General features: G+C 63.0%; 24 protein-coding genes and 1 tRNA gene. 10 read left to right on the forward strand and 15 right to left on the reverse strand.

Features of this window, described 5'->3' with window-relative positions; translation table 11 throughout:
- Positions 1-7: 7 nt before the first annotated feature.
- Positions 8-1,447 (reverse strand): glutamate--tRNA ligase, encoded by a 1,440-nt coding sequence (gene gltX / locus FIU81_RS05910; protein WP_124112644.1) that lies wholly within the window; start codon positions 1,445-1,447, stop codon positions 8-10.
- A 64-nt stretch (positions 1,448-1,511) separates the two neighbouring features.
- Here gltX and FIU81_RS05915 point away from each other — a divergent pair, with 64 nt between their 5' ends.
- Positions 1,512-3,575: a ComEC/Rec2 family competence protein gene (locus tag FIU81_RS05915; protein ID WP_254696015.1), complete on the forward strand. Its 2,064-nt coding sequence runs from the start codon at positions 1,512-1,514 to the stop codon at positions 3,573-3,575.
- Here FIU81_RS05915 and lexA read toward each other — a convergent pair.
- The 5 genes from lexA to tyrS form a co-directional block, all read right to left on the reverse strand.
- The gene (gene lexA / locus FIU81_RS05920; RefSeq protein WP_124112645.1) at positions 3,572-4,267 is read right to left on the reverse strand and encodes a transcriptional repressor LexA; all 696 of its coding nucleotides are present in this window, start codon (positions 4,265-4,267) and stop codon (positions 3,572-3,574) included. The two genes, FIU81_RS05915 and lexA, sit on opposite strands and share 4 nt — an antisense overlap.
- 66 nt (positions 4,268-4,333) lie before the next feature.
- Positions 4,334-5,500: a molybdopterin molybdotransferase MoeA gene (locus tag FIU81_RS05925; protein WP_124112646.1), complete on the reverse strand. Its 1,167-nt coding sequence runs from the start codon at positions 5,498-5,500 to the stop codon at positions 4,334-4,336.
- Complete coding sequence (moaC, locus tag FIU81_RS05930) at positions 5,497-5,973, reverse strand: cyclic pyranopterin monophosphate synthase MoaC (RefSeq protein ID WP_124112647.1); 477 nt, start codon at positions 5,971-5,973, stop codon at positions 5,497-5,499. The genes FIU81_RS05925 and moaC overlap by 4 nt, the downstream gene beginning before the upstream one ends.
- A complete protein-coding gene (trpC, locus tag FIU81_RS05935) occupies positions 5,970-6,764 on the reverse strand; it encodes an indole-3-glycerol phosphate synthase TrpC (RefSeq protein WP_124112648.1) in 795 nt (264 codons plus the stop codon). The genes moaC and trpC overlap by 4 nt, the downstream gene beginning before the upstream one ends.
- Positions 6,765-8,006, reverse strand: coding sequence for a tyrosine--tRNA ligase (gene tyrS / locus FIU81_RS05940; RefSeq protein ID WP_124112649.1), 1,242 nt, complete (start codon positions 8,004-8,006; stop codon positions 6,765-6,767).
- A 65-nt stretch (positions 8,007-8,071) separates the two neighbouring features.
- Here tyrS and FIU81_RS05945 point away from each other — a divergent pair, with 65 nt between their 5' ends.
- Positions 8,072-9,196 carry an anhydro-N-acetylmuramic acid kinase gene (locus tag FIU81_RS05945; protein WP_124112650.1) on the forward strand — a complete coding sequence of 375 codons (1,125 nt, stop codon included), beginning with the start codon at positions 8,072-8,074 and terminating at the stop codon, positions 9,194-9,196.
- 93 nt (positions 9,197-9,289) lie between these two features.
- Here the strand turns inward: FIU81_RS05945 and FIU81_RS05950 are convergent, their stop codons facing one another.
- The gene (locus FIU81_RS05950) at positions 9,290-9,769 is read right to left on the reverse strand and encodes a Hint domain-containing protein (RefSeq protein WP_124112651.1); all 480 of its coding nucleotides are present in this window, start codon (positions 9,767-9,769) and stop codon (positions 9,290-9,292) included.
- A gap of 182 nt (positions 9,770-9,951) precedes the next feature.
- Here FIU81_RS05950 and FIU81_RS05955 point away from each other — a divergent pair.
- Together FIU81_RS05955 and tig are read left to right on the forward strand one after the other, a co-directional pair.
- Positions 9,952-10,036: transfer RNA gene (locus FIU81_RS05955), tRNA-Leu, on the forward strand.
- 23 nt (positions 10,037-10,059) lie between these two features.
- Positions 10,060-11,400, forward strand: coding sequence for a trigger factor (tig, locus tag FIU81_RS05960; RefSeq protein ID WP_124112652.1), 1,341 nt, complete (start codon positions 10,060-10,062; stop codon positions 11,398-11,400).
- A gap of 105 nt (positions 11,401-11,505) precedes the next feature.
- On the opposite strand, the gene FIU81_RS05965 is transcribed toward tig, so the two are convergent.
- The 5 genes from FIU81_RS05965 to rpsF all read right to left on the reverse strand — a co-directional run bounded on the left by FIU81_RS05965 (position 11,506) and on the right by rpsF (position 15,120).
- A complete protein-coding gene (locus FIU81_RS05965; protein WP_124112653.1) occupies positions 11,506-12,393 on the reverse strand; it encodes a lytic transglycosylase domain-containing protein in 888 nt (295 codons plus the stop codon).
- A gap of 41 nt (positions 12,394-12,434) precedes the next feature.
- Complete coding sequence (locus FIU81_RS05970) at positions 12,435-13,583, reverse strand: DcaP family trimeric outer membrane transporter (RefSeq protein WP_124112654.1); 1,149 nt, start codon at positions 13,581-13,583, stop codon at positions 12,435-12,437.
- Positions 13,584-13,848: 265 nt separating this feature from the next.
- Positions 13,849-14,505: a 50S ribosomal protein L9 gene (rplI, locus tag FIU81_RS05975; protein ID WP_124112905.1), complete on the reverse strand. Its 657-nt coding sequence runs from the start codon at positions 14,503-14,505 to the stop codon at positions 13,849-13,851.
- A gap of 18 nt (positions 14,506-14,523) precedes the next feature.
- Complete coding sequence (gene rpsR, locus FIU81_RS05980) at positions 14,524-14,751, reverse strand: 30S ribosomal protein S18 (RefSeq protein ID WP_005608650.1); 228 nt, start codon at positions 14,749-14,751, stop codon at positions 14,524-14,526.
- Positions 14,752-14,763: 12 nt separating this feature from the next.
- A complete protein-coding gene (gene rpsF / locus FIU81_RS05985; protein ID WP_124112655.1) occupies positions 14,764-15,120 on the reverse strand; it encodes a 30S ribosomal protein S6 in 357 nt (118 codons plus the stop codon).
- Positions 15,121-15,370: 250 nt separating this feature from the next.
- Here rpsF and FIU81_RS05990 point away from each other — a divergent pair, with 250 nt between their 5' ends.
- A complete protein-coding gene (locus FIU81_RS05990; protein ID WP_124112656.1) occupies positions 15,371-15,940 on the forward strand; it encodes a YceI family protein in 570 nt (189 codons plus the stop codon).
- Between the two features lie 47 nt (positions 15,941-15,987).
- On the opposite strand, the gene alaE is transcribed toward FIU81_RS05990, so the two are convergent.
- Positions 15,988-16,401 carry an L-alanine exporter AlaE gene (alaE, locus tag FIU81_RS05995; protein WP_124112657.1) on the reverse strand — a complete coding sequence of 138 codons (414 nt, stop codon included), beginning with the start codon at positions 16,399-16,401 and terminating at the stop codon, positions 15,988-15,990.
- Between the two features lie 46 nt (positions 16,402-16,447).
- Positions 16,448-17,620, reverse strand: a complete 1,173-nt coding sequence (locus FIU81_RS06000) for a cytochrome b/b6 domain-containing protein (RefSeq protein ID WP_124112658.1) — start codon at positions 17,618-17,620, stop codon at positions 16,448-16,450.
- Positions 17,621-17,758: 138 nt separating this feature from the next.
- Here FIU81_RS06000 and fabD point away from each other — a divergent pair, with 138 nt between their 5' ends.
- The 3 genes from fabD (at position 17,759) to FIU81_RS06015 (ending at position 19,851) form a co-directional block, all read left to right on the forward strand.
- Positions 17,759-18,697 carry an ACP S-malonyltransferase gene (fabD, locus tag FIU81_RS06005; RefSeq protein ID WP_124112659.1) on the forward strand — a complete coding sequence of 313 codons (939 nt, stop codon included), beginning with the start codon at positions 17,759-17,761 and terminating at the stop codon, positions 18,695-18,697.
- Positions 18,698-18,699: 2 nt separating this feature from the next.
- Positions 18,700-19,437 (forward strand): 3-oxoacyl-ACP reductase FabG, encoded by a 738-nt coding sequence (fabG, locus tag FIU81_RS06010; protein WP_124112660.1) that lies wholly within the window; start codon positions 18,700-18,702, stop codon positions 19,435-19,437.
- A gap of 174 nt (positions 19,438-19,611) precedes the next feature.
- The gene (locus tag FIU81_RS06015; protein WP_124112661.1) at positions 19,612-19,851 is read left to right on the forward strand and encodes an acyl carrier protein; all 240 of its coding nucleotides are present in this window, start codon (positions 19,612-19,614) and stop codon (positions 19,849-19,851) included.
- 59 nt (positions 19,852-19,910) lie between these two features.
- Here the strand turns inward: FIU81_RS06015 and FIU81_RS06020 are convergent, their stop codons facing one another.
- Positions 19,911-20,753, reverse strand: a complete 843-nt coding sequence (locus FIU81_RS06020) for a PilZ domain-containing protein (RefSeq protein WP_124112662.1) — start codon at positions 20,751-20,753, stop codon at positions 19,911-19,913.
- Between the two features lie 128 nt (positions 20,754-20,881).
- Between FIU81_RS06020 and fabF the strand changes: the two genes are divergently transcribed.
- Together fabF and mltG are read left to right on the forward strand one after the other, a co-directional pair.
- The gene (gene fabF / locus FIU81_RS06025; protein WP_124112663.1) at positions 20,882-22,138 is read left to right on the forward strand and encodes a beta-ketoacyl-ACP synthase II; all 1,257 of its coding nucleotides are present in this window, start codon (positions 20,882-20,884) and stop codon (positions 22,136-22,138) included.
- 1 nt (position 22,139) lies between these two features.
- A complete protein-coding gene (gene mltG / locus FIU81_RS06030; protein ID WP_124112664.1) occupies positions 22,140-23,321 on the forward strand; it encodes an endolytic transglycosylase MltG in 1,182 nt (393 codons plus the stop codon).
- The last annotated feature ends 401 nt before the right edge of the window (positions 23,322-23,722 follow it).

Below are 23,722 nucleotides of genomic sequence, written 5' to 3' on the forward strand. Positions count from 1 at the left end.
GGTATTGCTAGACGGATGCGTGTCGAGGCCCGGCCTCTATCGCATCCGTTATCCGGGCCAGTGTTTCGTCCCGGCCCAGGACCATCATCATGTCGAAGACGCTTGGGGTGGCCGTCCGACCGGCCAAAGATGCCCGCAGGGGGGCGGCAATCTTGCCCAGTCCCAGCCCGCGTTCCTCGGCGATCCGGGCCGCCACGGCCTCGAGCGCATCGCGATCCCAGCTAGCATTATGCAGGTGCGGCGTCAATTCGCCCAAGATCTCCAGCGCCGTAGCGTCAAGCGCCTTGGTGGCCTTCGGTTCGGGCACGATTGGGCGGGAGGTCATCGCGAAATGCGCCTTGTCCAGCAGATCGCCCAGTTTCTTCACGCTGCCCTTGATGATCGGCAGAGCGGCTTCCAGCCCGTCGGCCTCGGCATCCTGCAATGGCGCAAGCCCCGCCGCAACACGCCACTGAGACACCGCGACCATCAAATCGCCATCCGGCATCTGCGCGATGTGCTGGCCCGACACATGGTCCAGCTTCTTGAAGTCCAGCCGTGCGGGTGACTTGCCGATTCCCGGCAGGTCGAACCACTCCAGCGCCTGATCGGTGTCGAAGACCTCGTCATCGCCGTGGCTCCAACCCAGCCGGGCCAGATAGTTGCGCATGGCAGTGGCGGGGTAGCCCATGGCCACGTAGTCCTCGACCCCCAGCGCGCCGTGCCGCTTGGACAACTTCTTGCCGTCCTCCCCATGGATCAGAGGGATATGAGCGTAGACGGGCAGGGGCCAGCCCATCGCGCGGTACACCAGCATCTGCCGCGCGGCATTGTTCAGGTGATCGTCGCCCCGGATCACATGGGTCACGCCCATGTCGTGATCGTCCACGACAACGGCCAGCATATAGGTCGGTGTCCCGTCAGAGCGCAGCACGATCATGTCGTCGAGCTGATCGTTGCGGACCGTCACGTCGCCCTGAACTTCGTCCTTTATGACCGTCTCACCGTCCAGCGGTGCCTTCACACGGATGGCGTAGGGCGCATTGGGATGGGTTTCGGGATCGGCGTCGCGCCAAGGAGAGCGAAACAGGGTGGAGCGTCCCTCGGCCCGCGCCGCTTCGCGGAAGGCTTCTATTTCCTCTTGCGTTGCGAAGCACTTATAGGCCGAACCTGATGCAAGCATCGCCTGTGCCACTTCGGCATGGCGGTCGGCCTGTTCAGCTTGACTGACGATTTCACCGTCGTGGTCCAGTCCCAGCCACGCCATGCCTGCCACGATGGCGTCGGTGGCGGCCTGGGTCGAACGTGCCTTGTCGGTATCTTCGATCCGGATCAGGAACCGCCCCCCGCGCCCCCGCGCGTACAGCCAGTTGAACAGCGCGGTGCGCGCGGTGCCGACGTGCATGAAGCCGGTCGGCGATGGCGCGATCCGCGTCACGACCGGCGCGGAAACGAGGGCGTTAACCATTGTGTAACCAGTCTTTGGGATCAATCGACGCGAGGTTTAGGCAACTGGCGCAGGGGAGACAAGGGTGGAGCGGCTGGCATCCATGGCGCGGCTGGACCACCAGCGCGGGGCGCTGTTTCCATGGGTGCCTGTGTGCCTGGGGATTGGCATTGGGGGCTACTTCACGCTGCCTGTAGAGCCGTCGTCGATGGCGTGGGCGGGGCTTGCCGTTGTCTTGGCTTTGGGGATTGGCGCGCTGTGCCTGGGCGCATGGCGCTGGCCGTGGATTGCGGCCTTGGTCCTGATCGGGACTGGCGCGGGCCTTGGCGGGATACGCACCGCGACGGTCGAAGCGCCGGTGCTGGCGTTCCGATACTACGGCCCCGTCGAGGGGCGCATCGTCAAGATCGACCGATCCGGATCGGACGCCGTGCGGCTAACGCTCGACCGCGTGGTGCTGGAACGCACGGTGCCCGAACGCGTACCGGACCGCGTGCGCATCTCATTGCATGGCGACGAGCAGTGGCTGGACCCGGCCCCCGGCCAGATCATCGGCATCACCGGGCATCTATCGGCCCCTGATGGCCCGATAGAGCCCGGCGGCTTCGATTTCCGGCGCATGGCCTGGTTCGACCGGATCGGGGCGGTCGGGTACTCTCGCACGCCCGCTGTCCTGTTGGAGCCGCCAGGCTCGGCGCTTCCCATCGCGCGGCTGCGTGCGCGCATCGCGACCGGCGTTCGTGCTGCATTGCCGGGGGACACCGGCGCTTTCGCAGCGGGGATCACCACTGGCGACCGATCCGGCATCGCGGCAGAGACTTTGGACGCGCTGCGCGTGTCCAACCTTGCGCATCTGTTGGCGATCTCAGGGCTTCACATGGGCCTTTTGACCAGCGTTGTCTTCGGCCTTTTGCGATTTTTGCTAGCGCTGCCGTCGAGCATCGCCCTCAACTGGCCCATCAAGTCCATCGCGGCAGGCGGCGCTCTTGCGGCAGGCGCGTTCTATCTGGCGTTGTCCGGAGGCAATGTGGCCACCCAGCGAGCTTTCGTCATGGCGGCGGTCATCCTTGTCGCCGTAATGCTGGGCCGCCGTGCGATGACCCTGCGCGCTGTGGCGGTCGCGGCGACCCTGATCTTGGTGTGGCGACCGGAAGCGATGTCCGAGCCAGGCTTCCAGATGTCGTTCTCCGCCACCGTGGCCCTGGTCTGGGTGTTCCGCCTGCTGCGCGACAAGGGCCTTGGCAGCGGCGTGGTGCGCTGGGTCGCAACCCTTGTGATTTCCTCTGCAATTGCAGGTGCGGCGACGGCTCCTTTCGGAGCGGCACACTTCAACCAGCTTTCGCAATACGGGCTGATCGCGAACATTCTCTCGGTGCCGCTGATGGGAATCGTGGTCATGCCGGGCGCAGTACTGGCCGCGGTATTGGCACCCTTCGGATTGGCCTGGGTCGGCTTGGCAGTTATGGCCCCCGCGATCGACTGGATCCTGAGTGTCGCCATCTGGGTCGCTGCGCTGGAAGGCGCTGCGATCCCGATTATCGCCCCCGGTCCGTGGGTGCTGCCGCTATTGGCCGTGGGAGCGCTTTTCGTGATCTTATGGCGCGGACAGGCGCGCTGGATCGGTTTGACCCCGGTGGCGCTGGCTTTCCTGCTATGGTCCGACGTCGAGCGTCCGGCAGTGCTGATCGACTCGCAGGGGGCATTGGTTGGCGTCATGACATCCGAAGGCCGTGCGCTGTCCAAGCCACGCGGCGGCAGCTTTGCTGCGCGTGTTTGGCTGGAAAATGACGGTGACAGGGTCGACCAACTGACGGCGGCAAATCGCTGGGTTGATGGTATCGGACTCTTCGCAAATGGTATGGCAGCAACCCAAAGGACAACACTCGCGACAAACAAGATCGAAGGGGAGCTGACAGTCTTGCATATCCACGGTCGCGACAATGCTGCACGTGCGCTTGCGGCTTGCCATGAGGGCTATATCGTCGTCACGTCGGCGGAACTGGGCGAAAGACAGAAGAGAGACTGTTTGTTATTCGACCGCACCGTTCTGGCTCGAACGGGAGCGATTTCTATCGGTAGTCAAAACGGGCGGACAACCGTTCACACCGTCTCGGACCAATCGGGCCAACGCCCTTGGACGCACCCTTAATAGGTGCGAATCAATCCGACGAGCTTGCCCTGAACCGATACCTGATCCTCTCGGAAAACGCGCGTCTCGAAGGCGGCATTTGCGGCTTCCAGCGCGATCGAGCTGCCCTGACGGCGGAAGGTCTTCAGCGTCGCCTCGTAGCCTTCGACCACGGCTACTACCACATCGCCATTCTCAGCCACGGAGGTTTCGCGGATCACCACGACATCGCCATCATTGATGCCAGCGTCGATCATCGACTCGCCTTTAACTTCCAGCGCATAATGTTGGCCGCGTCCAGACAACATCTGTGACGGCACCGCGACGTTGTGAGATACATCAGAGATAGCCTCAATCGGCAGACCGGCGGCGATACGGCCCACTAGCGGCAACTCTGTCGCCTGAACTTCTACCTGCCGTGCAGCAGACGGAGGAGGAGTATCCGGAAGATCGCCATCGATAACGCGTGGTGAGAAACCTGTTTGTTGCTTCTCCAAGCTCTCTGGCAATTTGACGATTTCGATTGCGCGGGCACGATGGGCTAGGCGGCGAATGAACCCACGCTCTTCCAGGGCTGTGATCAATCGGTGGATTCCGGACTTGGATCGCAGATCCAGCGCCTCTTTCATTTCGTCGAACGATGGCGGAACGCCGTCACGCTGTAGCCGTTTGTTGATGAACGACAGAAGTTCCAGTTGCTTGCGCGTCAACATCGAGACTTGCCCTCCAAGGCCTTTTCCCGATGTGTTCTACGCCTGTTCCCCTTACGTGTCAAGTCGTCACAGCGCGATAATTCGTACCTTATCCCCGATCTTTCGTTCCGGATCATGGGGTTGGCGTACAATTAGGACATCGGCCCGTGCGAGCAGGCCCAAGCGCGCGCTGTCTTGGCTGTCGAAGGCCGCCACACCGCCATCGATCCGGTGGCCTCGCATGTAGTGGGCGCGCGGCCCATTGGTGGGCAGAGGGCTGGCAAGTGTCGCGGTTTCGACTGCCGTCGATGTCGGCTGGCCCAGCATGGCGCGGATCATTGGCAGGATGAAGATCGTTCCGCAGACCATTGAAGATACCGGGTTTCCGGGAAGTCCAATCATTGGGGTTCCGCCGATGCGGCCTGCCATCAAAGGCTTGCCAGGGCGCATTGCGATCTTGTAGAACGCGCGGTCCATGCCCCGATCTTCGGCCACTTTAGCGACCAAATCGTGGTCGCCCACAGACGCGCCGCCGATCGTGACGATCAGGTCCGCACCCGCTGCCAAGTCGAAGGCTGTGGCGAGCGAGCTTTCGGTATCCCGCGCCACCGGCAAGCATCGTGCGACGCCGCCCTCGGCCTCGATCATCGCGGCCAGTCCAAAGGTGTTGGAGGTCACGATCTGATCCGCGTTCGGCGTTTCACCCGGCATGACGAGCTCGTCGCCCGTTGCGATCAGTGCGACCACGGGGCGACGGCGAACCAGAAGCTCGGAATGGTTCATCGCGGCCAGCAAGGCGATGTCTGCGGGTCGCAACGGGCCAGCAGGAGCGAAGCTTGTACCTTTGGTGAAATCCGTTCCGGCAGCACGGATGTGGGTGGCGGCGTCCATGTTCTGGCCGCACGTGATTACATCGCCATCGCGTGACACGTCTTCCTGAATGATGACGCGGACCGCACCATCGGGCACTGGCGCGCCGGTGAAGATGCGTACGGCTTGTCCGCAGCCTACAGCGCCTGAAAATCCATGCCCTGCAGCGCTTTCGCCGATCACTGTTAAGGTGTCGCCTGGTTGTGGATCTTGAGCGACCGCGTAACCGTCCATCGCGGCTGCCGGAAAGGGGGGCTGGTCGCGCCGGGCGACGCAAGGCTCGGCAAGGATGCGGCCCGCTGCCTGTCGAAGCGGAACGCATTCGGCGCCCAACGGGCCAACCAAAGCGAGGACCTTTTCCAGCGCCTCGGCGACTGTGATCACGGTTGCGCCTCGAATCGCCCGGACTTACCGCCATCTTTGTAAATCAGACGGATACCGCCGATTTCCATATCCTTCTGAACCGCCTTGACCATGTCGTAGACGGTCAGGCAGGCGGTCGTAACGGCCGTCAGCGCTTCCATCTCGACGCCGGTCTGGCCAGCGGTCTTGACTGTGGCAGAGATACGCAAGCCGGGCAGTTCGGCGTCCGGCTCGATAGTGACGGCGACCTTGGTGATCGGCAGGGGATGACACAACGGGATCAGATCGGCGGTGCGCTTTGCGCCCATGATCCCGGCAAGCCGTGCGACGCCTGCAACGTCACCTTTCTTCGCGCGGCCTTCGGTAATCATCTCAAGCGTTTGCGAAGACATCTTTACGTAACCTTCGGCACGCGCCTCACGGGCGGTCGATGCCTTGTCAGATACATCGACCATATGGGCATGACCGTCGGAATCGAAGTGGGTCAGGCTCATGCGGCGTGTCCAAGGATGGCGCGTGTTGCGGCGGCCACATCATCCTGCCGCATCAGACTCTCGCCGATCAAAAAGCGACGGACGCCATGGTCGGCCATGGCTGCCAAGTCATCCGGGGTGAAGAGGCCAGATTCCGAGACGACGACCCGACCGCTTTCGACCCGTTTCGCCAGCGTTCGAGTGATGTCGAGAGAGGTGGAGAAATCGTGAAGATTGCGGTTGTTGATGCCGATCAGGGGGCTGCGCAGGCGGTGTGCGCGGTCCAGTTCCTCGGCGTCGTGAACCTCGATCAGCGCATCCATACCCCAGTGGGTCGCGGCATCTTCGAGCTCCGCCGCCAATGTGTCATCGACCGAGGCCATGATGATCAGAATGCAATCAGCGCTAAGCGCGCGGGTCTCTGCGACTTGCCACGGATCGTAGAGGAAATCTTTACGAAGCACGGGTAGCGTACAAGCGGACCGTGCGGCGCGGAGGTAGTCTTCGTGGCCTTGAAAGCTTGGCGCGTCGGTCAGGACAGATAGGCAAGCGGCGCCACCAGCCTCATACGCCGCAGCGATGGAGGAAGGATCGAAATCTTCGCGGATCAAACCCTTGGAGGGGCTGGCTTTCTTGACCTCGGCAATCAGGCCGAAGGCGTCCTGCGCGTGGGTCGTCAATGCAGCGCCGAAAGGCCGGACAGGATCGGCGGTCTTGGCATCGGCTTCAACGGCAGAGAAAGGGTGCGCGGATTTCCGGGCCGCGATTTCCTCCAGCTTGTAGGCTTTGATGCGTTCCAGAACTGTGGCCATTCAGCTTTCCACCGTGACACGTGCATGGCGTTTGCGGCCCGCAGACAGTTTGATGGGCAAGGCGTCCGCGCCGACCATAAGACCTGCGTCGGTGACTGGGTCGTCATTCAGCTTGGCGCCGCCCTCTGCGATCAGGCGTTTGGCTTCCTTGCCGGATCCCGACAGGCCCGCGCGCACAAATAGCTGCACGATGGACACACCGCCGGCGGCCTCTACCGCCGTCAGCGCGACGGTGGGCAGGTCATCGCCAGTGCCGCCTTCTTCAAATACCTTGCGCGCGGTTTCGCGGGCGGCTTCGGCTGCGGCGCGGCCGTGGCATAGCGCAGTGACCTCGTCGGCGAGGATCGCTTTGGCCTCGTTGATCTCGGCCCCTTCCAGCGCGCCCAGGCGGTCGCATTCGTCCACCGGCAGCTCTGTGTATAGTTTGGCGAAGCGGCCCACGTCGGCGTCGGTGGTGTTGCGCCAAAATTGCCAGAACTCGTAGGGCGACAGCATGTCGGCGTTCAGCCAGATCGCGCCTTGCGCCGACTTGCCCATCTTGCGCCCGTCGCTGGTGGTCAGCAGTGGAGAGGTCAGACCGAAGATTTCTGTCTCGGCGACGCGGCGCGTAAGGTCGATACCGTTGACGATGTTGCCCCACTGATCCGAGCCGCCCATTTGCAACATGCAACCGTAGCGACGGTTCAACTCAAGAAAATCGTAGGCCTGCAGAATCATGTAGTTGAATTCGAGAAACGACAGTGACTGTTCGCGGTCGAGCCTCGACTTCACACTCTCGAACGCCAACATCCGGTTGACGCTGAAATGCCGCCCAATGTCACGAAGGAAATCGAGGTAGTTGAGACCGTCGAGCCATTCGGCGTTGTTCAGCATTAGGGCAGCATCATCGCCGTAGTCGATGTACTTGGCGAAGACGGCCTGAATCCCTGCGATATTGGAATCGATCTGTTCGGGGCCGAGAAGCGGGCGCTCGTCGGACCGGAAGCTGGGATCGCCGACTTTCGTGGTGCCGCCGCCCATCAGCGTGATCGGCTGACCGCCGGTCTTCTGCAGCCAACGCAGCATCATGATTTGGATGAGCGAGCCGACGTGCAGCGACGTCGCGGTCGCGTCGAAGCCGATGTAAGCGGGCATCCGGCCTTTCAGCAAAGCTTCGTCCAGCCCTTGCAGATCGGTGCATCCGTGGACAAAGCCCCGTTCGAGCATGATGTGCAGGAAGTCCGATTTTGGCTGGTAGGTCATCGGTGTTTGTGGTCCTTTTTCGGCGCGTGTCCCGCTATAGCGGTGCGGTTCAGGAGTGAAAACCCATGTTGAAAGAGGCGCTGAAGCGCGGCCCCGTCTGGGCGCTTGGCACGATGTCGGGCACGTCGCTCGATGGTGTGGATGCAGCGATGGTTCTGACGGACGGCGCCGATGTGTTCGGGTTCGGTGAAACGGCGTACCGCGCTTATTCTGAAAAGGAGCGGGATGTTTTAGCCGCTGCTTTGGGCCAATGGGACGATCTGGAGGCAGCATCGCAGGTCGTCGAGGGCGCGCATGCCGAGGTCTTGTCCGATATCGCGGGCGCAGACGTGATCGGGTTCCATGGGCAGACGACGGCGCATGATCCGGGCGGTCGTGGGACCTGCCAGATCGGTGACGGTCGCCTGCTGGCCCATGTGCTCGACACGCCGGTCGTTTGGGATTTTCGGTCCGCAGACGTGGCAATGGGCGGGCAGGGTGCGCCCTTGGCGCCGTTCTTTCACCATGCCGCGCTACGGTTTGTGGGCGTGACCGAGCCATCGGTCGTGCTGAATCTTGGTGGGGTCGGGAACCTGACGTTCGTGAACCCAAGCATTGCGGTGCCTTCGGAGGCGGGGGCGTGCTTGGCCTTCGATACGGGCCCGGCAAACGCGCCGTTGAACGATTTGATGCAGGTTCGGCTAAAGCGCGGATACGATGAGGATGGCGCGTTGGCCGCAAGAGGTATGCCGGGCGAAGCCGTTTTGGAGCGTCTCGCCAAGCAGGCCTTCTTTCGCAAGATCCCGCCGAAGTCGCTGGACAGGGATGATTTCGCTTGGCTGAATGAGGCTGTCGCGCCGCTTCCGGATGCGGATGCCGCGGCGACCCTCACGGCGGCGGTGGCAGTCAGCGTTGCTTTGGCGATGGAACATCTGCCTGCGGCTCCTGCGCGCATTCTGGTGACCGGGGGCGGACGCAAGAATACGGTGATGATGGATATGATCGCGAAGCGGACCGGGCTTTCGACGGTGCCAATCGAAGAGGTCGGCTTAAATGGCGATATGCTGGAGGCGCAGGCGTTTGCGTATCTGGCGGTGCGCGCCTTGCGGGGCTGGCCGACCAGCGGACCCGGCACGACTGGCGTGCCAGCGGCGGTCGGTGGCGGCGTCGTCAGTTATCCGGGTGACATTCTGGATCTTGCGGCTGGTTAGAAGCTCTGAGGCGATGACGCCCGGCCAACGCCCCCGACTCGCCCACGAAAAAGGGCGCCGCAGCGCCCTGTTCGGTTCCGATGATCCGGAGGGTCAGTCCACCATTTCCACAGTGGTTTCCATCGGCAGTTCGCAACCTTCAGCGTAGATGACCTGCGGGGTGTCGAAGACCAGCGCGAAGGTGCGCAGGTTGGCGGTCGTCTTGGCGGCGATGTATTCGCCATCGGCCAAACGCTTGGCGGGAATGATGGCCTGATCTGCACCGTATAGTGCCTGAGCACGCCAGTCACGCAGCAAAAGCGGCTGGTCGGCGGCCATCGTGATGTCTTCCTCGGGGCGGTCGTGTCCGAGGGCAGAGGCCTTGATGGTGACGGCTTCGACGCCTTCACGCTCGACCATGTGGATGCCGCGCAGGGGGCGGACGCCTTGGCGGGTGATGATGCGATCCCCAGGCTGCAGGAATTCCACCGCGATCTGTCCATCCAACGTCATGACGCGGGTGCCGGCGGCCAGACCCGTCTGGGTGCGGGTGCGGGCGGTGCCTTGGACGGTCTTCGGTGCGATCTGGGTCATCGGGGTGTCTCCGTTGCGTTGCATCCTGTCTTACCCCCGAATGTGTCAAAAATGGGTTACCGATGGTCCCATTTCCGGGCCGCGTCTTCTTTTCGCTGCCGCTTTTTCCGCTCGCATCCCCCAAACCCCTTTGCTAGAGAGGCGCAGAATTTTCGGGGGCGCGGTCGCGCCCTTGTAGTTATGCGGATGTGGCGGAACTGGTAGACGCACTTGGTTTAGGTCCAAGCGCCGCAAGGCGTGGGGGTTCGAGTCCCTTCATCCGCACCAAAGACGACAGGAAAGAGGGCGACATGCAGGTCACCGAGACCCAGAACGACGGGCTGAAGCGCAGCTACCACATCACCGTGACGGCCGACGAGCTGGACGCGAAGGTCAACGAAAAGCTGGCCGAAGCGCAGCCCGATATCGAGATGAAGGGTTTCCGCAAAGGCAAGGTGCCGATGCCGCTGCTGAAGAAGCAGTTCGGCGAGCGGCTGATGGGCGAGGCCATGCAAGAAGCCGTGGATGGCGCGATGTCGTCTCACTTTGAGCAGACCGGCGACCGCCCGGCCATGCAGCCCGACGTCAAGATGTCGAATGAAAACTGGAAGCCGGGTGACGACGTTGAAGTCGACCTGAGCTATGAAGCACTGCCCGAGATCCCTGAACTCGACGCATCCGACGTTAAGCTGGAAAAGATGGTCGTCGAGGCTGACGATTCTGCCGTTGATGACGCGCTGAAGTCGCTGGCCGAGAACGCCAAGGCTTATGAGGCCAAGGACGGCGCATCCGAGGACGGCGATCAGGTCGTGATCGACTTCGTCGGTTCGGTCGACGGTGAGGAATTCGAAGGCGGCAAGGCGGAAGACTACCCGCTGGTGCTGGGCTCCAACAGCTTCATCCCCGGCTTCGAAGAGCAGTTGGTCGGCGTGACGGCAGGCGACGAGAAAGAGGTGAAGGTCTCTTTCCCCGAGGATTACCAAGCCGCGCATCTTGCTGGCAAGGAAGCCTCTTTCGCCTGCACGATCAAAGAGGTGAAGGCCCCGAAAGCCGCCGAGATCGACGACGAGATGGCGAAGAACTACGGCGCCGAGGATCTTGAGGCCCTCAAGGTTCAGATTCGTGAGCGTTTGGGTGCCGAATACGGTCAGGCCGCCCGCGCGGTGATGAAGCGCAAGCTTCTGGACGTGCTGGACGAGAAAGTATCGTTCGAACTGCCGCCGACCCTGGTGAAGGCAGAGGCCGACCAGATTGCGCACCAGCTGTGGCACGAAGAGAACCCCGAGGTTCAGGGTCACGACCACCCGCAAATCGAAGCGACCGACGAGCATAAATCGCTGGCCGAGCGCCGTGTGAAGCTGGGCCTTCTACTGGCCGAGCTGGGTCGTCAGAACAAGATCCAGGTCTCGGACGCCGAGATGACGCAAGCGGTGATGAACCAGGCGCGCCAGTATCCCGGTCAGGAACGCCAGTTCTTCGAGTTCGTGCAACAGAACGAGCAGATGCGTCAGCAGATTCAGGCACCGCTGTTCGAAGACAAGGTCGTCGACCACATCTTTGAGCAGGCCGACATCACGGAAAAGACCGTGACGAAGGAAGAGCTTGAGAAGGCCGTGGCCACCTTGGAAGAAGACGAGGCGACTGCAGCGTAAGCGCGGCATTCAGAACAGGCGCGGCTGCGGTCGCGCCAAGGCGGGGTTGTCGGGAGGAGGCGGCCCCGCCTTTCTTTTTGGCGGGTCCGTTTTTCGAGCCGCGTATCAGGTGCCCGGCCCGGTCACCTTGCAATAGGCGCGCTGGCGCTGAAGCTGGCGGCATAGATCGCGGGCATCATCGCCGTCGGCGGCCTTGATGACGGCGGCAAGGCGAGCGCGACGACCGAAACCGGGGATCTGCTCTTCGGTGATTTCGACCGTGCGATCGCCGATGATCCAGCCGTATTGTCCTTCGACTTGGGCTGCGAATCTCTCGACCGTGGCGCGGCGGCGACCGGCGGCGACCACGACGCCCCAGTCGGGCGGTGGCGGTGTGAAGCTGCGGATGCCGCGGGATGCGGCTTGTTCGGTGCAGGCGGTCTTGAATGACACGTCCGGTGCCAATGCGTAGTCCACACTCTCCGGCGCGTCGTCTCGCCATGTGCGCGCAGTATGTCCCGTGATGATCTGGACATAGGCCCACGTCTCGCCCGGGAGGGGGCGATCATCCGCCGCGAAATCCCCGGCGCGCGCTTCTCCCGCATTGTAGGCTGCGGCGGCCAGGCCCAAATTGCCGAAGCGGTCGCTCAGGTCTGACAGGTAGTGAGCCGAGGCCTGGATCGCGTCTACGGGGTTGAACGGGTCGGCAAGGCCGCGCAAAGCGGCGGTTCCGGGCATGAATTGCGCAATCCCTTGCGCGCCTGCGGGACTGATGGCGGCGGGGTCGAACAGGCTTTCCTGCCAGAGAAGCCGCGCAAAGAAGGCCGGATCCAGCCCATGCTTCGCGGCTGATTCCTCGATCACGCGGCACACGTCATCCGTGAAGCTGGCCAGCCGGATGCAGTCCGATCCATCCGCCGCGCAGCGTTCGGCTACGGGCCGGGGGCGGGGGCGGTCCTGCGCCGGGACGGGCAGGGCGATGGTCAGCGAGAGAAGAAGGGCAGGGGCGCGCATGGCCTGCACCTAGGCCAAGACGCGCCCTGCCGCTAGTGGGATCAGAAGCTGTACTGCACAGACGCCTGCACGCGGTCGACGTCAAAGTCGTTGCCGGCGAAGTCGTCCTTGGTGCCGCGGAAGTACTCGATACCGACGGTCGCGTTCTCCACAAACTCGTATTGTGCGTTCAGGTGCAGGGTCGTCAGTGTCTCGAAGTCCGTGCCCGCGATGGGGTTCGGTGTGTTGTCATGACGGTAGCCGTAGATCGCGCGCAGGGTCAGTTTCTCTCCCACAGTCTGAGACAGGCCAACGTAAGCGGAGTGATTCTCTACGGCGTTGCCTGCGGCATCGATGTCGTTGCCGAGGAACACGAGGTAGGACGAGATGCCTTCGCCGTAGGTAACTGCGGCATCCAGGGTCAATCCTTCGCGCAGCTTTGCTGTCGTCGACAGGTTGACACCGTATGCATCCACCGTCTGACCGGTCGCGTTTTCAGCCTCACCCGCGATGAGCGAGCCACGCACCAGAAGCGGATCGGTGTCGTAGGCCAAAGCGGCGACATACATCGGCGAGTCGACGAGCGAATTGTTCGATTCTTCGATGGCCAGATCGAGCACGAAGTCGGTCGCAACGTCTTGGGTGTAGCGGATCTGCGGCCGGCGGGCGAATGGGATGCCGCCGACGCCCTGAAAGTCCAGAGTAATCGGGTAGGACGACAGCGGCATGAACGTGGTCCAGTCCTTACCGACAGACACGGGACCAAGGCCCACCTTGGCGATACGAGGACGCTCTTCGTAGTTGTCGCCGGTCGCGAAATCCGCGCCGTCGCCGTAGAGGTCGTATTCCAGATTGGTCGTGAAATCGCCGAAGTCTGTCGGCGTCCAAGTGCGGAAGCCAAGACGCGTCTGGGCCAGCGTAGAGTTGGTGAAATCACCCTCTTCGCTGCCGTCTGACAGGCCGACGAGACCGAAAGTGGTGTTGCCCAGCTCGTAGCCGAAGTCGCGGACCAGATCGAGTTTGACGTAGCCGTAAACTTCGACGGTCGTGCCGCCGATACCGAAGGTCAGATCTTCGTTTGACTGACGCTCTGCGAGTTCTGAAAGGCGGCTTTGGCGGTCATAGCCCTGAGCGCTGACGAGGCCGGTGGTCGATAGAAGCGCGACGGCGGTGACAGCGACTTTGGCAGAAAAAACTCGGAAACTCGACATGGCGGACCTAAGCGTTGGAAAGATGACTTCCTCTTCGGTGGGGGAGAGTGAGGGTAGCTTCAATCGACCCAAGCCAAGACGGGGATGACCGTTGCGAAAAGCGCACAGGTGTTTTGGCGCAATTGTGCAAATCTTCGCCGATTTCGAGTCTGAAAAGACTTTTTGCTTGTCGTAGGGAGCGCGATCACGCGGATCGGCTACACCGAACAGTGAAAAGGCCCCGCGGTTGGCGGGGCCTTTCGGTTCGTGATTCGGTGACGCCCGATCAGTTGTCGTCGCGGTCCAGCTTTTCGTCCAGTGTCGACTTCTCCTGCGTGGCAGGTTGGTCGGTGCGCTGTTCGTCGGCAGTCTCCAGCTCGTCGAGCTGTGCGGCGCCGATGTCGTCGAACAGTTCCTGGATCTCGAACTCGGCGGCGGCTTCTTCTTCCGCAGCCAGTTCCTGGATCGACTTGCCTTGCGCCTGAAGCTCGGCTTCTTCGGGCGAACGGGCGATGTTCAGCTCGATGGTCACTTCGACTTCGGGGTGCAGGGTGATCAGCGCCTCGTGGACGCCCAGATACTTGATCGGAGCGGACAGCGACACCTGCCGACGATCCACTTCGAACCCTTCGGCTTGCGCCGCATCGGCGATGTCGCGGGTCGAGACGGAACCGTAAAGCGCACCACCGTCAGAGGCAGCACGGATCACGACGAACTGCTGACCCTCCAGACGCTCCGCCAGCTTCGACGCTTCTTCACGCGTCTCGGCGTTGCGGGCTTCCAGGTCGGACTTCTGCTGCTCGAAGGCGGCGACGTTGGCGTCGGACGCCCACAAAGCCTTTTTCTGTGGCAGCAGGTAGTTGCGGGCGTAGCCCTCCTTGACGGAGACCACTTCGCCCATCTGGCCGAGCTTTGCGACTCGTTCCAGCAGGATGACGTTCATAGCCATTGGGTGATCTCCTTACTTCACGGCGTAGGGCAGAAGGGCAAGGAAGCGGGCGCGCTTGATGGCGCGGGCCAGTTCACGTTGCTTCTTCGCCGACACGGCGGTGATGCGGCTGGGGACGATCTTGCCACGCTCTGAAATGTAGCGCTGCAGAAGGCGGGTGTCCTTGTAGTCGATCTTGGGTGCGTTCTCTCCCGAGAAGGGGCACACCTTACGACGGCGGAAAAACGGTTTTGCGGCCATTGTCAGGTCTCCTTACGGGCGGCGCGGACGGCGGTCTTCGCGCTCGTCCCGCTTTTGCATCTGGATCGACGGGCCATCTTCGTGGCTGTCCACCTTGATCGTCAGAACGCGCATGACATCGTCATGCAGGCGCATCAGACGCTCCATCTCTTGCACGGCCTCTGACGGGGCATCGGTGCGCAGATAGGCGTAGTGACCCTTGCGGTTCTTGTTGATCTTGTAGGCCATCGTCTTGACGCCCCAGTATTCCTGCTCGACCAGCTTACCGCCGTTGTCGGCCAGAATGGCGCCGAAATGTTCGATCAATCCCTCGGCCTGCGTGTTCGACAGGTCCTGACGGGAAATGAAGACATGCTCGTACAGAGCCATGAGCTTCCCTTTTCTGTTCAGGGCGCATTTCAAAGACCGGGGATGAGACTTCCGCGTCCCGGTCACGAGAGGCTGCGCCGTTCGTTATGCGTGCGGAAGTTGGCGGGCCATAGCTGAGGTGTCGGCGCGGTGCAAGGGCGAGTGTTCGCCAGCGCGCGGATGCTGTTCGCGCAGTTGTGTGTCGCTGTAACGTCACGGGTTCTATGTAACGCTCCGTGACGAACTTCAGACCAACCCCAAAGGATCTTCCATGACCCGTTTTCTGACCGCCACCGCACTGACCCTGTCGCTGGGCACCGTCGCCACAGCCGAGCCCATGCCCTACACGATCGACCCCGCGCACAGCGAGCTGGTCGCGTCCTGGACCCACGGCGGTTTCTCGACCACCCGCGCCGTCGTCTTCGATATCACGGGCGACGTCATGTACGACGAAGCCGATCCGGCGAATTCCAGCGTGTCGGTCGAAATCCCGACCACCGCCATCATGGTCACGCCCGAGTTCACCGACCACCTGATGAGCGCCGACTTCTTCGAGGCCGAGGCGAACCCGACCGTGACGTTCGAGTCGACGAGCATCGAGGTGACGGGCGACACCACCGCGCAGATCACCGGCGATTTTACCGCCAACGGCATCACCAACCCGGTGACGCTGGACGCGGAATTGGTGAAGTCCGGCGAAGGCCCCCAGGGCGGCACCATCGTCGGCTTCGCGGCAACGACCACGATCCTGCGCTCGGATTACGACATGGGCATGTTCGCGCCCTTCGTGTCCGATGAGGTGGAAGTCGTGCTGAACATCGAGACGTCGCCCGCCGAGTGATCGGTGCGCTTTGACGGCAAAGGCCGCTCCTTCGGGGGCGGCCTTTTTTATGCGTGGGTCGGGGCGGTGTCTGCCATGCGGCGCACCTTGTCCAGAAACAGGCCGAACGGACGACCCGTTACTGCCATCAGGAATGTCGCAGAGCCAAGGGCGAGGGCGATCTGGCGGACGCTCGCGCCCGACAGAAGCAGCGTCGCGGCGTAGATTGGAACCTGGAAAGACAGGAAGCCGATGGTGTCGGTGATCAGTCGTGCCGCCGGGCTGTGGGGTTTGATCCGGGCGATCAGCCAGTCGCGCCACAGGCCATAGGGGCGGGCGGTCAGCACCATGATCGGCACCATCACCAATCGGGCTGTCAGGACTTGCGTCGGCGACATGCCCGCGACAAACAGCTCTGTCGCCGCCGCCAGTACGGTGAAGAAGGCGATGGTCGCCACGGTATCGACGATGAATGCGCGCATCTCTGTGGGCTATTCGGTCGTCGCTGAGCCGGCAAGGGGCAAGTCGCTACTCCGCCCGCGTTGCCGTCAGTTCGATCCGCACCGGCACCTCGATCCCCAAAGAATTGGCGCTCTGCCCCTCGCCGATTCCGAAACTCTCGCGGCTTAGAGTGACGCTGCCGTCCATGCTGGCGGTGTCGCCGTCGATCATTAGCGTAAAGGGCAGCGTCACGTCAGAGGTCTGACCCGACAACTCCAGCGTTCCGGTCGCCACATAGGCGTCACCGTCAGGGTTGATGTTGCCTTCGAAGATTGCGGTGGGATGCTCTTCGGCGGCGAAATACTGTGCGCCGAGCGCTTCCTGCGTGACCGATCCTAACGTCAGAGAGCCGACGTCGATCTGGGTGCGGACCGTTCCGGTGCCGGTCGCCTCGTCGAAGACGATGTCCGCCGTCCAGTCGTTGAAGACGCCTTGTATCGGGCTGCCGAGCTGGACGACCTCGAACCCGATTTCGCCGGATTGCACCGCCCAATTGCCGCCGCCTGCGGCTTGGACTTGCGCGTCGGCCTGTTCCTCTGGCGCGCCCATGAGGGCCAGCACCACGATAGCGCTGCCGGCCCAGATGACGGCGGCGACGGGCAGGGCAGGGCCAAGTCCGTGGCCTGTGCCGCGGCCCGCTTCCGTGTCGCCGAACCACATGCGCTTGAGCGTCGAATCGCGGTCCCACAGGGCGTGTTTTAATGCGCCCGCGATGTGGGCGACCAAGGCGACAAACAGAACCTTCGTCGCGACGTGGTGCGCCGTCTTCATCCAGTCGGCGACGGTCGTACTGTCCACCAGTCCGGGCAGGTTCTGCGGGAAGGGCCACAGGATCGGCGCGAAGCCTTCGCTAGCCGCGTGGTAGATCCAGCCGGTCAGGGGTACGATGACCAAAGCGCCGTAGAGGATCCAGTGCGCCAGATCGGCGGCGAAGGTCTCCAGCCGCCGTTCGGGGTGCAAGGGCACGGGTTTGGGCTGGCTGATGGCCCAGAGGATGCGCGCCAGCGCCACGAAAAAGATCGCCACACCGATGGTTTTATGGGCCGAGTAGATATCCGCCTTTAGCGCCAGGTTCGTCTCTGCCGAGATGCGTTCGCCGATCTGCGATAGCACGATGTTCGCGATCAGCAGCACGGCGATGGACCAGTGAAAGGCCTTGTGGATCGACCCGTAGCGGGTGGCTGTGTTGGTCAGTTGCATGGCGCACTCCGGGCAAATCCGTCGCGCAGATGGTAGCCCCATTGCCGATCCGCGCCAACGCGCAAAGGCTGTGCATGGTTTGCCATGTGTCGCAGGGGCTTATATGCCGGGGGCGACAGGCAATTAGGGAGGTGCCGCATGGCGCTGGCATTGGTGTTTCCGGGGCAGGGGGCGCAGACGATCGGGATGGGTCGGGATCTGGCCGACAGCTATCCCGCCGCGAAAGCGGTGTTCGATGAGGTGGACGCGGCTTTGGATGAGGCGCTTTCGACCCTGATCTGGGAGGGCGACGCCGACGCGCTGACCCTGACTGCCAACGCGCAACCCGCGCTGATGGCAACATCGTTGGCGGCCTTTGCGGCGTTGAAGGCGGAGGGGTTCGACATCTCTCGCGCGGCAATGGTCGCGGGGCATTCCTTGGGCGAGTATTCCGCTTTGGCGGCGGCCGGTGCGCTGACGATCACCGATGCGGCCCGTCTTTTGCGTCTGCGCGGGCAGGCCATGCAAGAGGCCGTTCCGGTGGGCGAAGGCGCGATGGCGGCCCTTCTGGGGCTGGACTTCGAGACTGCGCAAAAGGTGGCCGGTGACGCCGCGCAAGGGCAGGTCTGTCAGGCGGCGAACGACAATGATCCGTCGCAGGTGGTCGTTTCTGGCCACAAGGCCGCCGTCGAGCGGGCGTTGGAGCTGGCGAAAGAGGCCGGGGCCAAGCGCGCGATCCTGTTGCCGGTGTCCGCGCCGTTCCACTGTGCGCTGATGCAGCCCGCAGCCGACCGGATGGCGGACGCTTTGGCCGATGTGGAGCTGAACGCGCCTGCTGTGCCGGTGGTGGCGAATGTGACGGCAGCGCCGGTCAGCGACCCGGCAGAGATCAAGCGACTGCTGGTGGAGCAGGTCACGGGATCGGTGCGCTGGCGCGAAAGCGTGCAGGCCATGGGAGCCGCGGGCGTCGATGAAATCTGGGAGGTTGGCGCAGGCAAGGCGCTGTCCGGTATGGTGAAACGGATCGACCGGGGGATCGCCACGCGGGCCGTCGGGACGGCGGCGGACGTTCGTGCCGCCATGGATAAAGGGGAATGAGCATGTTCGATCTAAGCGACAAGGCGGCACTGGTAACGGGCGCGTCCGGCGGCATCGGCGGAGAGATCGCCCGCGCGCTGTATGCTCAGGGGGCAACCGTCGGACTATCAGGCACCCGAGAAGAGCCTTTGAATGCCTTGGCCGAAGAGCTGGGCGAACGCGCCCACGTGCTGCCGTGCAATCTGGGCGACGCAGAGGCCCTGAAAGAGCTGCCCAAGCGCGCGGCAGAGGCGATGGGATCACTGGATATTCTGGTAAACAACGCCGGGATCACCCGCGACGGGCTGATGATGCGGATGTCGGGCGATGACTGGCAGGACGTGATCGACGTGAACCTGACGGCGGTGGCCAAGCTGTCCCAAGCCTGCCTGCGCGGCATGATGAAGGCCAAGTGGGGGCGGATCATCAACATCTCCAGCATCGTCGGCGCGACGGGTAATCCGGGGCAGGCCAATTATGCTGCGGCAAAGGCCGGTATGGTGGGCTTTTCCAAGGCGCTTGCACAGGAAATAGCGTCACGTGGCGTGACGGTGAACTGCGTCGCTCCGGGCTTCATCGCCACGGCCATGACCGATAAGCTGAACGACGAACAGAAAGATGGTTTGCTGGGCAAGATCCCGGTCGGTCGCATGGGCGAAGCGCATGAAATCGCTGCCGCCGTTGCCTACCTTGCCAGCAAGGAAGCGGCCTATATCACAGGAGAAACCTTGCACGTGAATGGCGGTATGGCCATGTTATAGCACGGTTGCGCGATTCCGTTTGCGCGACCTCGACGCTGTGCTATAGGCGGCGCACAATTTTTCGCCGGGCGGGTGTCGCCCCCCGACCGGCGCCCTTACAGGCGGGCGACAATCGAACAAGACCCCTGCCGGGGTCACCATCAAGCGGGCAAGCCCGTCGGAGAAGGAAAGACCATGAGCGAAGCCGAGATCGAACAGCGCGTCCGGAACAAAGTCGTCGAGCACCTCGGCGTCGAAGAAGACAAGGTGACCGAGAACGCCTCTTTCATCGATGATCTGGGTGCGGACAGCCTCGACACCGTCGAACTGGTCATGGCCTTCGAGGAAGAGTTCGGGATCGAAATCCCCGACGACGCCGCCGAGAACATCCAGACGTTCGGCGATGCGGTCAACTACATCAAGGGTGCCGTCTGAACGGACCCTTCGATGATGTGATCTGGGAAAGGCGCGGTCCGCAGGGGCCGCGCCTTTTTCTATGGCGGAGGTTTTCGGATCAACCGTCGAAGGCGTTTTGCGTCCAGGATAACTTTGAAACGCAAGCCTGACGTGCTGCCACTTTGCCAGATTGCCGCCGCCGTGACCTTGCCGTCCGGGAGTTGGATGACAAGCGCGTCGGCTGGATCGAGTTGGACTGCGTCTTGCGACTGCAGTTGGCAGCCCGATTGGGACAAATCGCGAATGGTGCCCGAATACACGCGGCCATCGGCGTCAATCGAAACTGCAATCTGACAGGGGTAACGCCGGGACCGTCGGGCGTTGTTGGTCTCTCGACGGATAAGAGCGACCAACACGCAGAGGAACCCGACCGTGCCACCGAACCATGGCAGCCGGGTCGAGATCATGCCGGGCAGGCTTGGCGCACCCTTCGCAGGCACGCCACGCGCTTGTTGTGCTGTACGGACCGCGACAGACGGTGGCGGGTCCCAGCCGCCGAAGGTTCCCACCGATTGCTCATAGGGTGGGCTTTCGCTGTCCGCGCAGAACGGCGGAAGGCGAAGCGCGGCCATGCTGCGGTGTAGATCGACCGAGACTGTATGCGGCGGTTCGCGTGATGCGATGACGAACAGGCGAACGGTCTGCGCGGTCTGGTCTGACATGAATGGCATCAAACCACCAAGCGCGCGGCGCCATTCGTCGGTGGCGAACAGAACGGCCAGGCGCTGCGACCGGGCCAGCGGGGTGGGGATGTCATGCGCCGCCCGCAACGCGTTCAGCCAGCCCACGTCGCGGCAGCTCATGCGCGTCGGGGCCGCCATCGCACCGCGCGTCGCGGCGAAAAGGACGACGATCACAAGAATCAGGCGCAGGACAATCATTGCCGATCAGCCTAGCGGTGCTGGCTTAACGGCGGGTTGATGCCGCGCACCTCTTTCCCCGGCGGCGGCACACGTGTATCAGGCGCGGCGAACCGAAACGGATGCGGTTACTGATACGGGAGAGTGCCATGCGGCGAGTCGTCATCACCGGAATGGGCATGGTCACGCCACTTGGCGCGACGATGGATTCGAGCTGGAAAGCAGCACTTGCAGGGCAGAGCGGTGCGGGCACCATTCAACAGTTCGACGCCAGCGGGCTGACGACGAACTATGCCTGTGAAGTGCCATCCACCGGCGACGCCGCGTTCAATGCCGATGACTTCATGGAGCCGAAGGAGCAGCGTAAGGTCGACCGCTTCATTCAGTTCGGTGTTGCGGCGGCGCAGCAGGCGATCGAGGACGCCAACCTGGGTGGCGAAAGCGAGGAAGAGCTGGAGCGCATCGGCGTGATGATCGGTTCTGGCATCGGCGGTCTGCAATCCATTGCCGAGACGGCGCTGTTGATCCGGGACAAGGGTGCGCGGCGGGTGTCGCCGTTCTTCATTCCGGGTTCGCTGATCAACCTGATCTCCGGGCAGGTCTCTATCCGCTACGGCTACAAGGGCCCGAACCACGCGGTCGTCACGGCTTGTTCGACGGGTGCACATGCCATCGGCGACGCGACGCGGCTGATCCAGCTGGGCGATGCGGATGTGATGGTCGCAGGCGGTGCAGAGGCCGCGATCTGTGAAATTGGCATTGCGGGTTTCAATGCCTGCAAAGCATTGTCGACGCAGCATAAGGACGACCCCACCAAGGCCAGCCGCCCGTGGGACGCCGACCGTGACGGTTTCGTCATGGGCGAGGGCGCGGGCGTCGTCGTGCTGGAAGACTATGACCGGGCGAAAGCGCGCGGGGCCACGATCTATGCCGAGGTCATCGGCTACGGTCTGTCCGGCGACGCGCATCACATCACTGCACCGCCCCCCGATCACGAGGGCGCAGAACGGGCCATGCGCGCCGCCGTCAAGCGGGCCGGCATCGAGCCCAGCGCCATCGACTATGTGAATGCACACGGCACCAGCACCATGGCCGATACCATCGAGATGGGCGCGGTGCAGCGCTTGTTGGGCGATGCGGCGAGCAAGGCGACGATGTCATCCACCAAGTCGATGACCGGGCACTTGTTGGGGGCCGCTGGCGCCATCGAGGCGATCTTCAGCGTGCTGGCAATCCGCGATCAGGTCGCGCCGCCAACCATCAATCTGGACACGCCGCCAGAGGATGCGGTGATCGACCTTGCACCCAACGCCAAGGTCGAGCGCAAGATCGACATCGCGTTGTCGAACTCTTTCGGGTTCGGCGGCACGAACGCGGCGCTCTTGATGAAGAAAGTGGACGCTTAGCATGTGGAAACACGTCGCCGCCAATGGGATCACATTGTTGATCGTGGCGCTGGTCGCTGTCGCTGGCCTGATCGGCTGGGGTGTGAACCAGTATCGCGATGCGGGGCCGTTGGCGCAGGCGATCTGCCTGCGGGTGGCGCCCGGCAGCACGATGTCGGCGGTATCATCTGATCTGGAGTCGCAGAACGCCGTTTCAAACGCCCGCCTGTTTCGGATGGGCGCCGACTACACCGACAAGTCCGGCGCGTTGAAGGCAGGGTCTTTTCTGGTGCCCGAGCAGGCGTCGATGGAAGAGATCGTGGACATCGTCACCCAAGGTGGCCAGTCCACCTGCGGCACAGAGATCGTCTACCGGATCGGCGTACGCGGCCAAGAGGTGCAGGTGCGCGAACTCGACCCCGCGACCAATCGCTTCTCGGAGCGCGCGGCCTTCGATCCCGCAACCGAAGATGCGCCGGACGTCTACGCCGAGATGCGAGACCGGTCGGACACCCGCTACCGCATTGCCGTGGCCGAGGGCGTCACGTCTTGGCAGATCGTCGAGGCGCTGAAGGCAGCTGATTTCATGGAAGGCACCGTCGATGGCGTGCCGGGAGAGGGACGGCTTGCGCCCGACAGCTATGAGGTTTCCATCGGGGACACGCGCGAGAACCTGTTGTCGCGCATGGAAGCGCGGCAGGACGAGCGGCTGGCGAACGCGTGGGAGGATCGCGCGTCGAATCTGCCCTATGACACGCCTGAAGAGGCATTGATCATGGCTTCCATCGTCGAAAAGGAAACGGGCTTGGCGGATGAACGTCCGCAGGTCGCCGCCGTCTTCGTGAACCGTCTGGAGCAGGGGATGCGGCTGCAGACCGACCCGACGGTGATCTACGGTATCACCAACGGTGAAGGCGTACTTGGCCGGGGTCTGCGCCGCTCTGAGTTGGACGCGACGACGCCTTACAACACCTACCAGATAGACGGTTTGCCACCGACGCCCATCGCCAATCCAGGTCTGGACGCGATCGAGGCGGCTTTGAACCCCGACAGCCATGACTACATCTTCTTTGTGGCGGATGGCACGGGTGGTCACGCCTTTGCCGAGACCTTGGCCGAGCACAACGAGAACGTTGCTCGCTGGCGGCAGATCGAAGCCGAGGCGGCAGCAGACGCCGAAGCCGAAGCCGAAGCGGGCCAATAGGCTATCCGGGAACGGGCCAGGGGCTCTGCCCCGCCCGACCTGCGGTCGGACTCCCCGGAGTATTTTCAAAAACGAAGACGTGTGAGCGCGCGGGCGGAGGGCGTCCGCGCGCCCCATCGTGCGGTGCGTTTGCGCCCTCCTAACCCCTGTGCCGCTAGACAGTATCCAAGCCGATGATCCCGCGGTGCATTTGCCGCGCTTCGATCTTGGCAGGGCGAGGGTGAGGTATGGCAGCAGATGGCGAAGACGAAAACAACGCGGGCAGACCAGTCCCCACCGTCGCGGATATCGCGAAGGCGCAGTTCGAGCGCGCTCTGCGGCTGTTCTCAGCTTGGGTGGACAGTGTGGAGCGCCAGGCGATCGAGGCGGGGCCAGATGAGGTGGACGGCCCCAAGCGGATG

Source organism: Palleronia sp. THAF1 (genome assembly GCF_009363795.1).
Lineage (GTDB): Bacteria > Pseudomonadota > Alphaproteobacteria > Rhodobacterales > Rhodobacteraceae > Palleronia.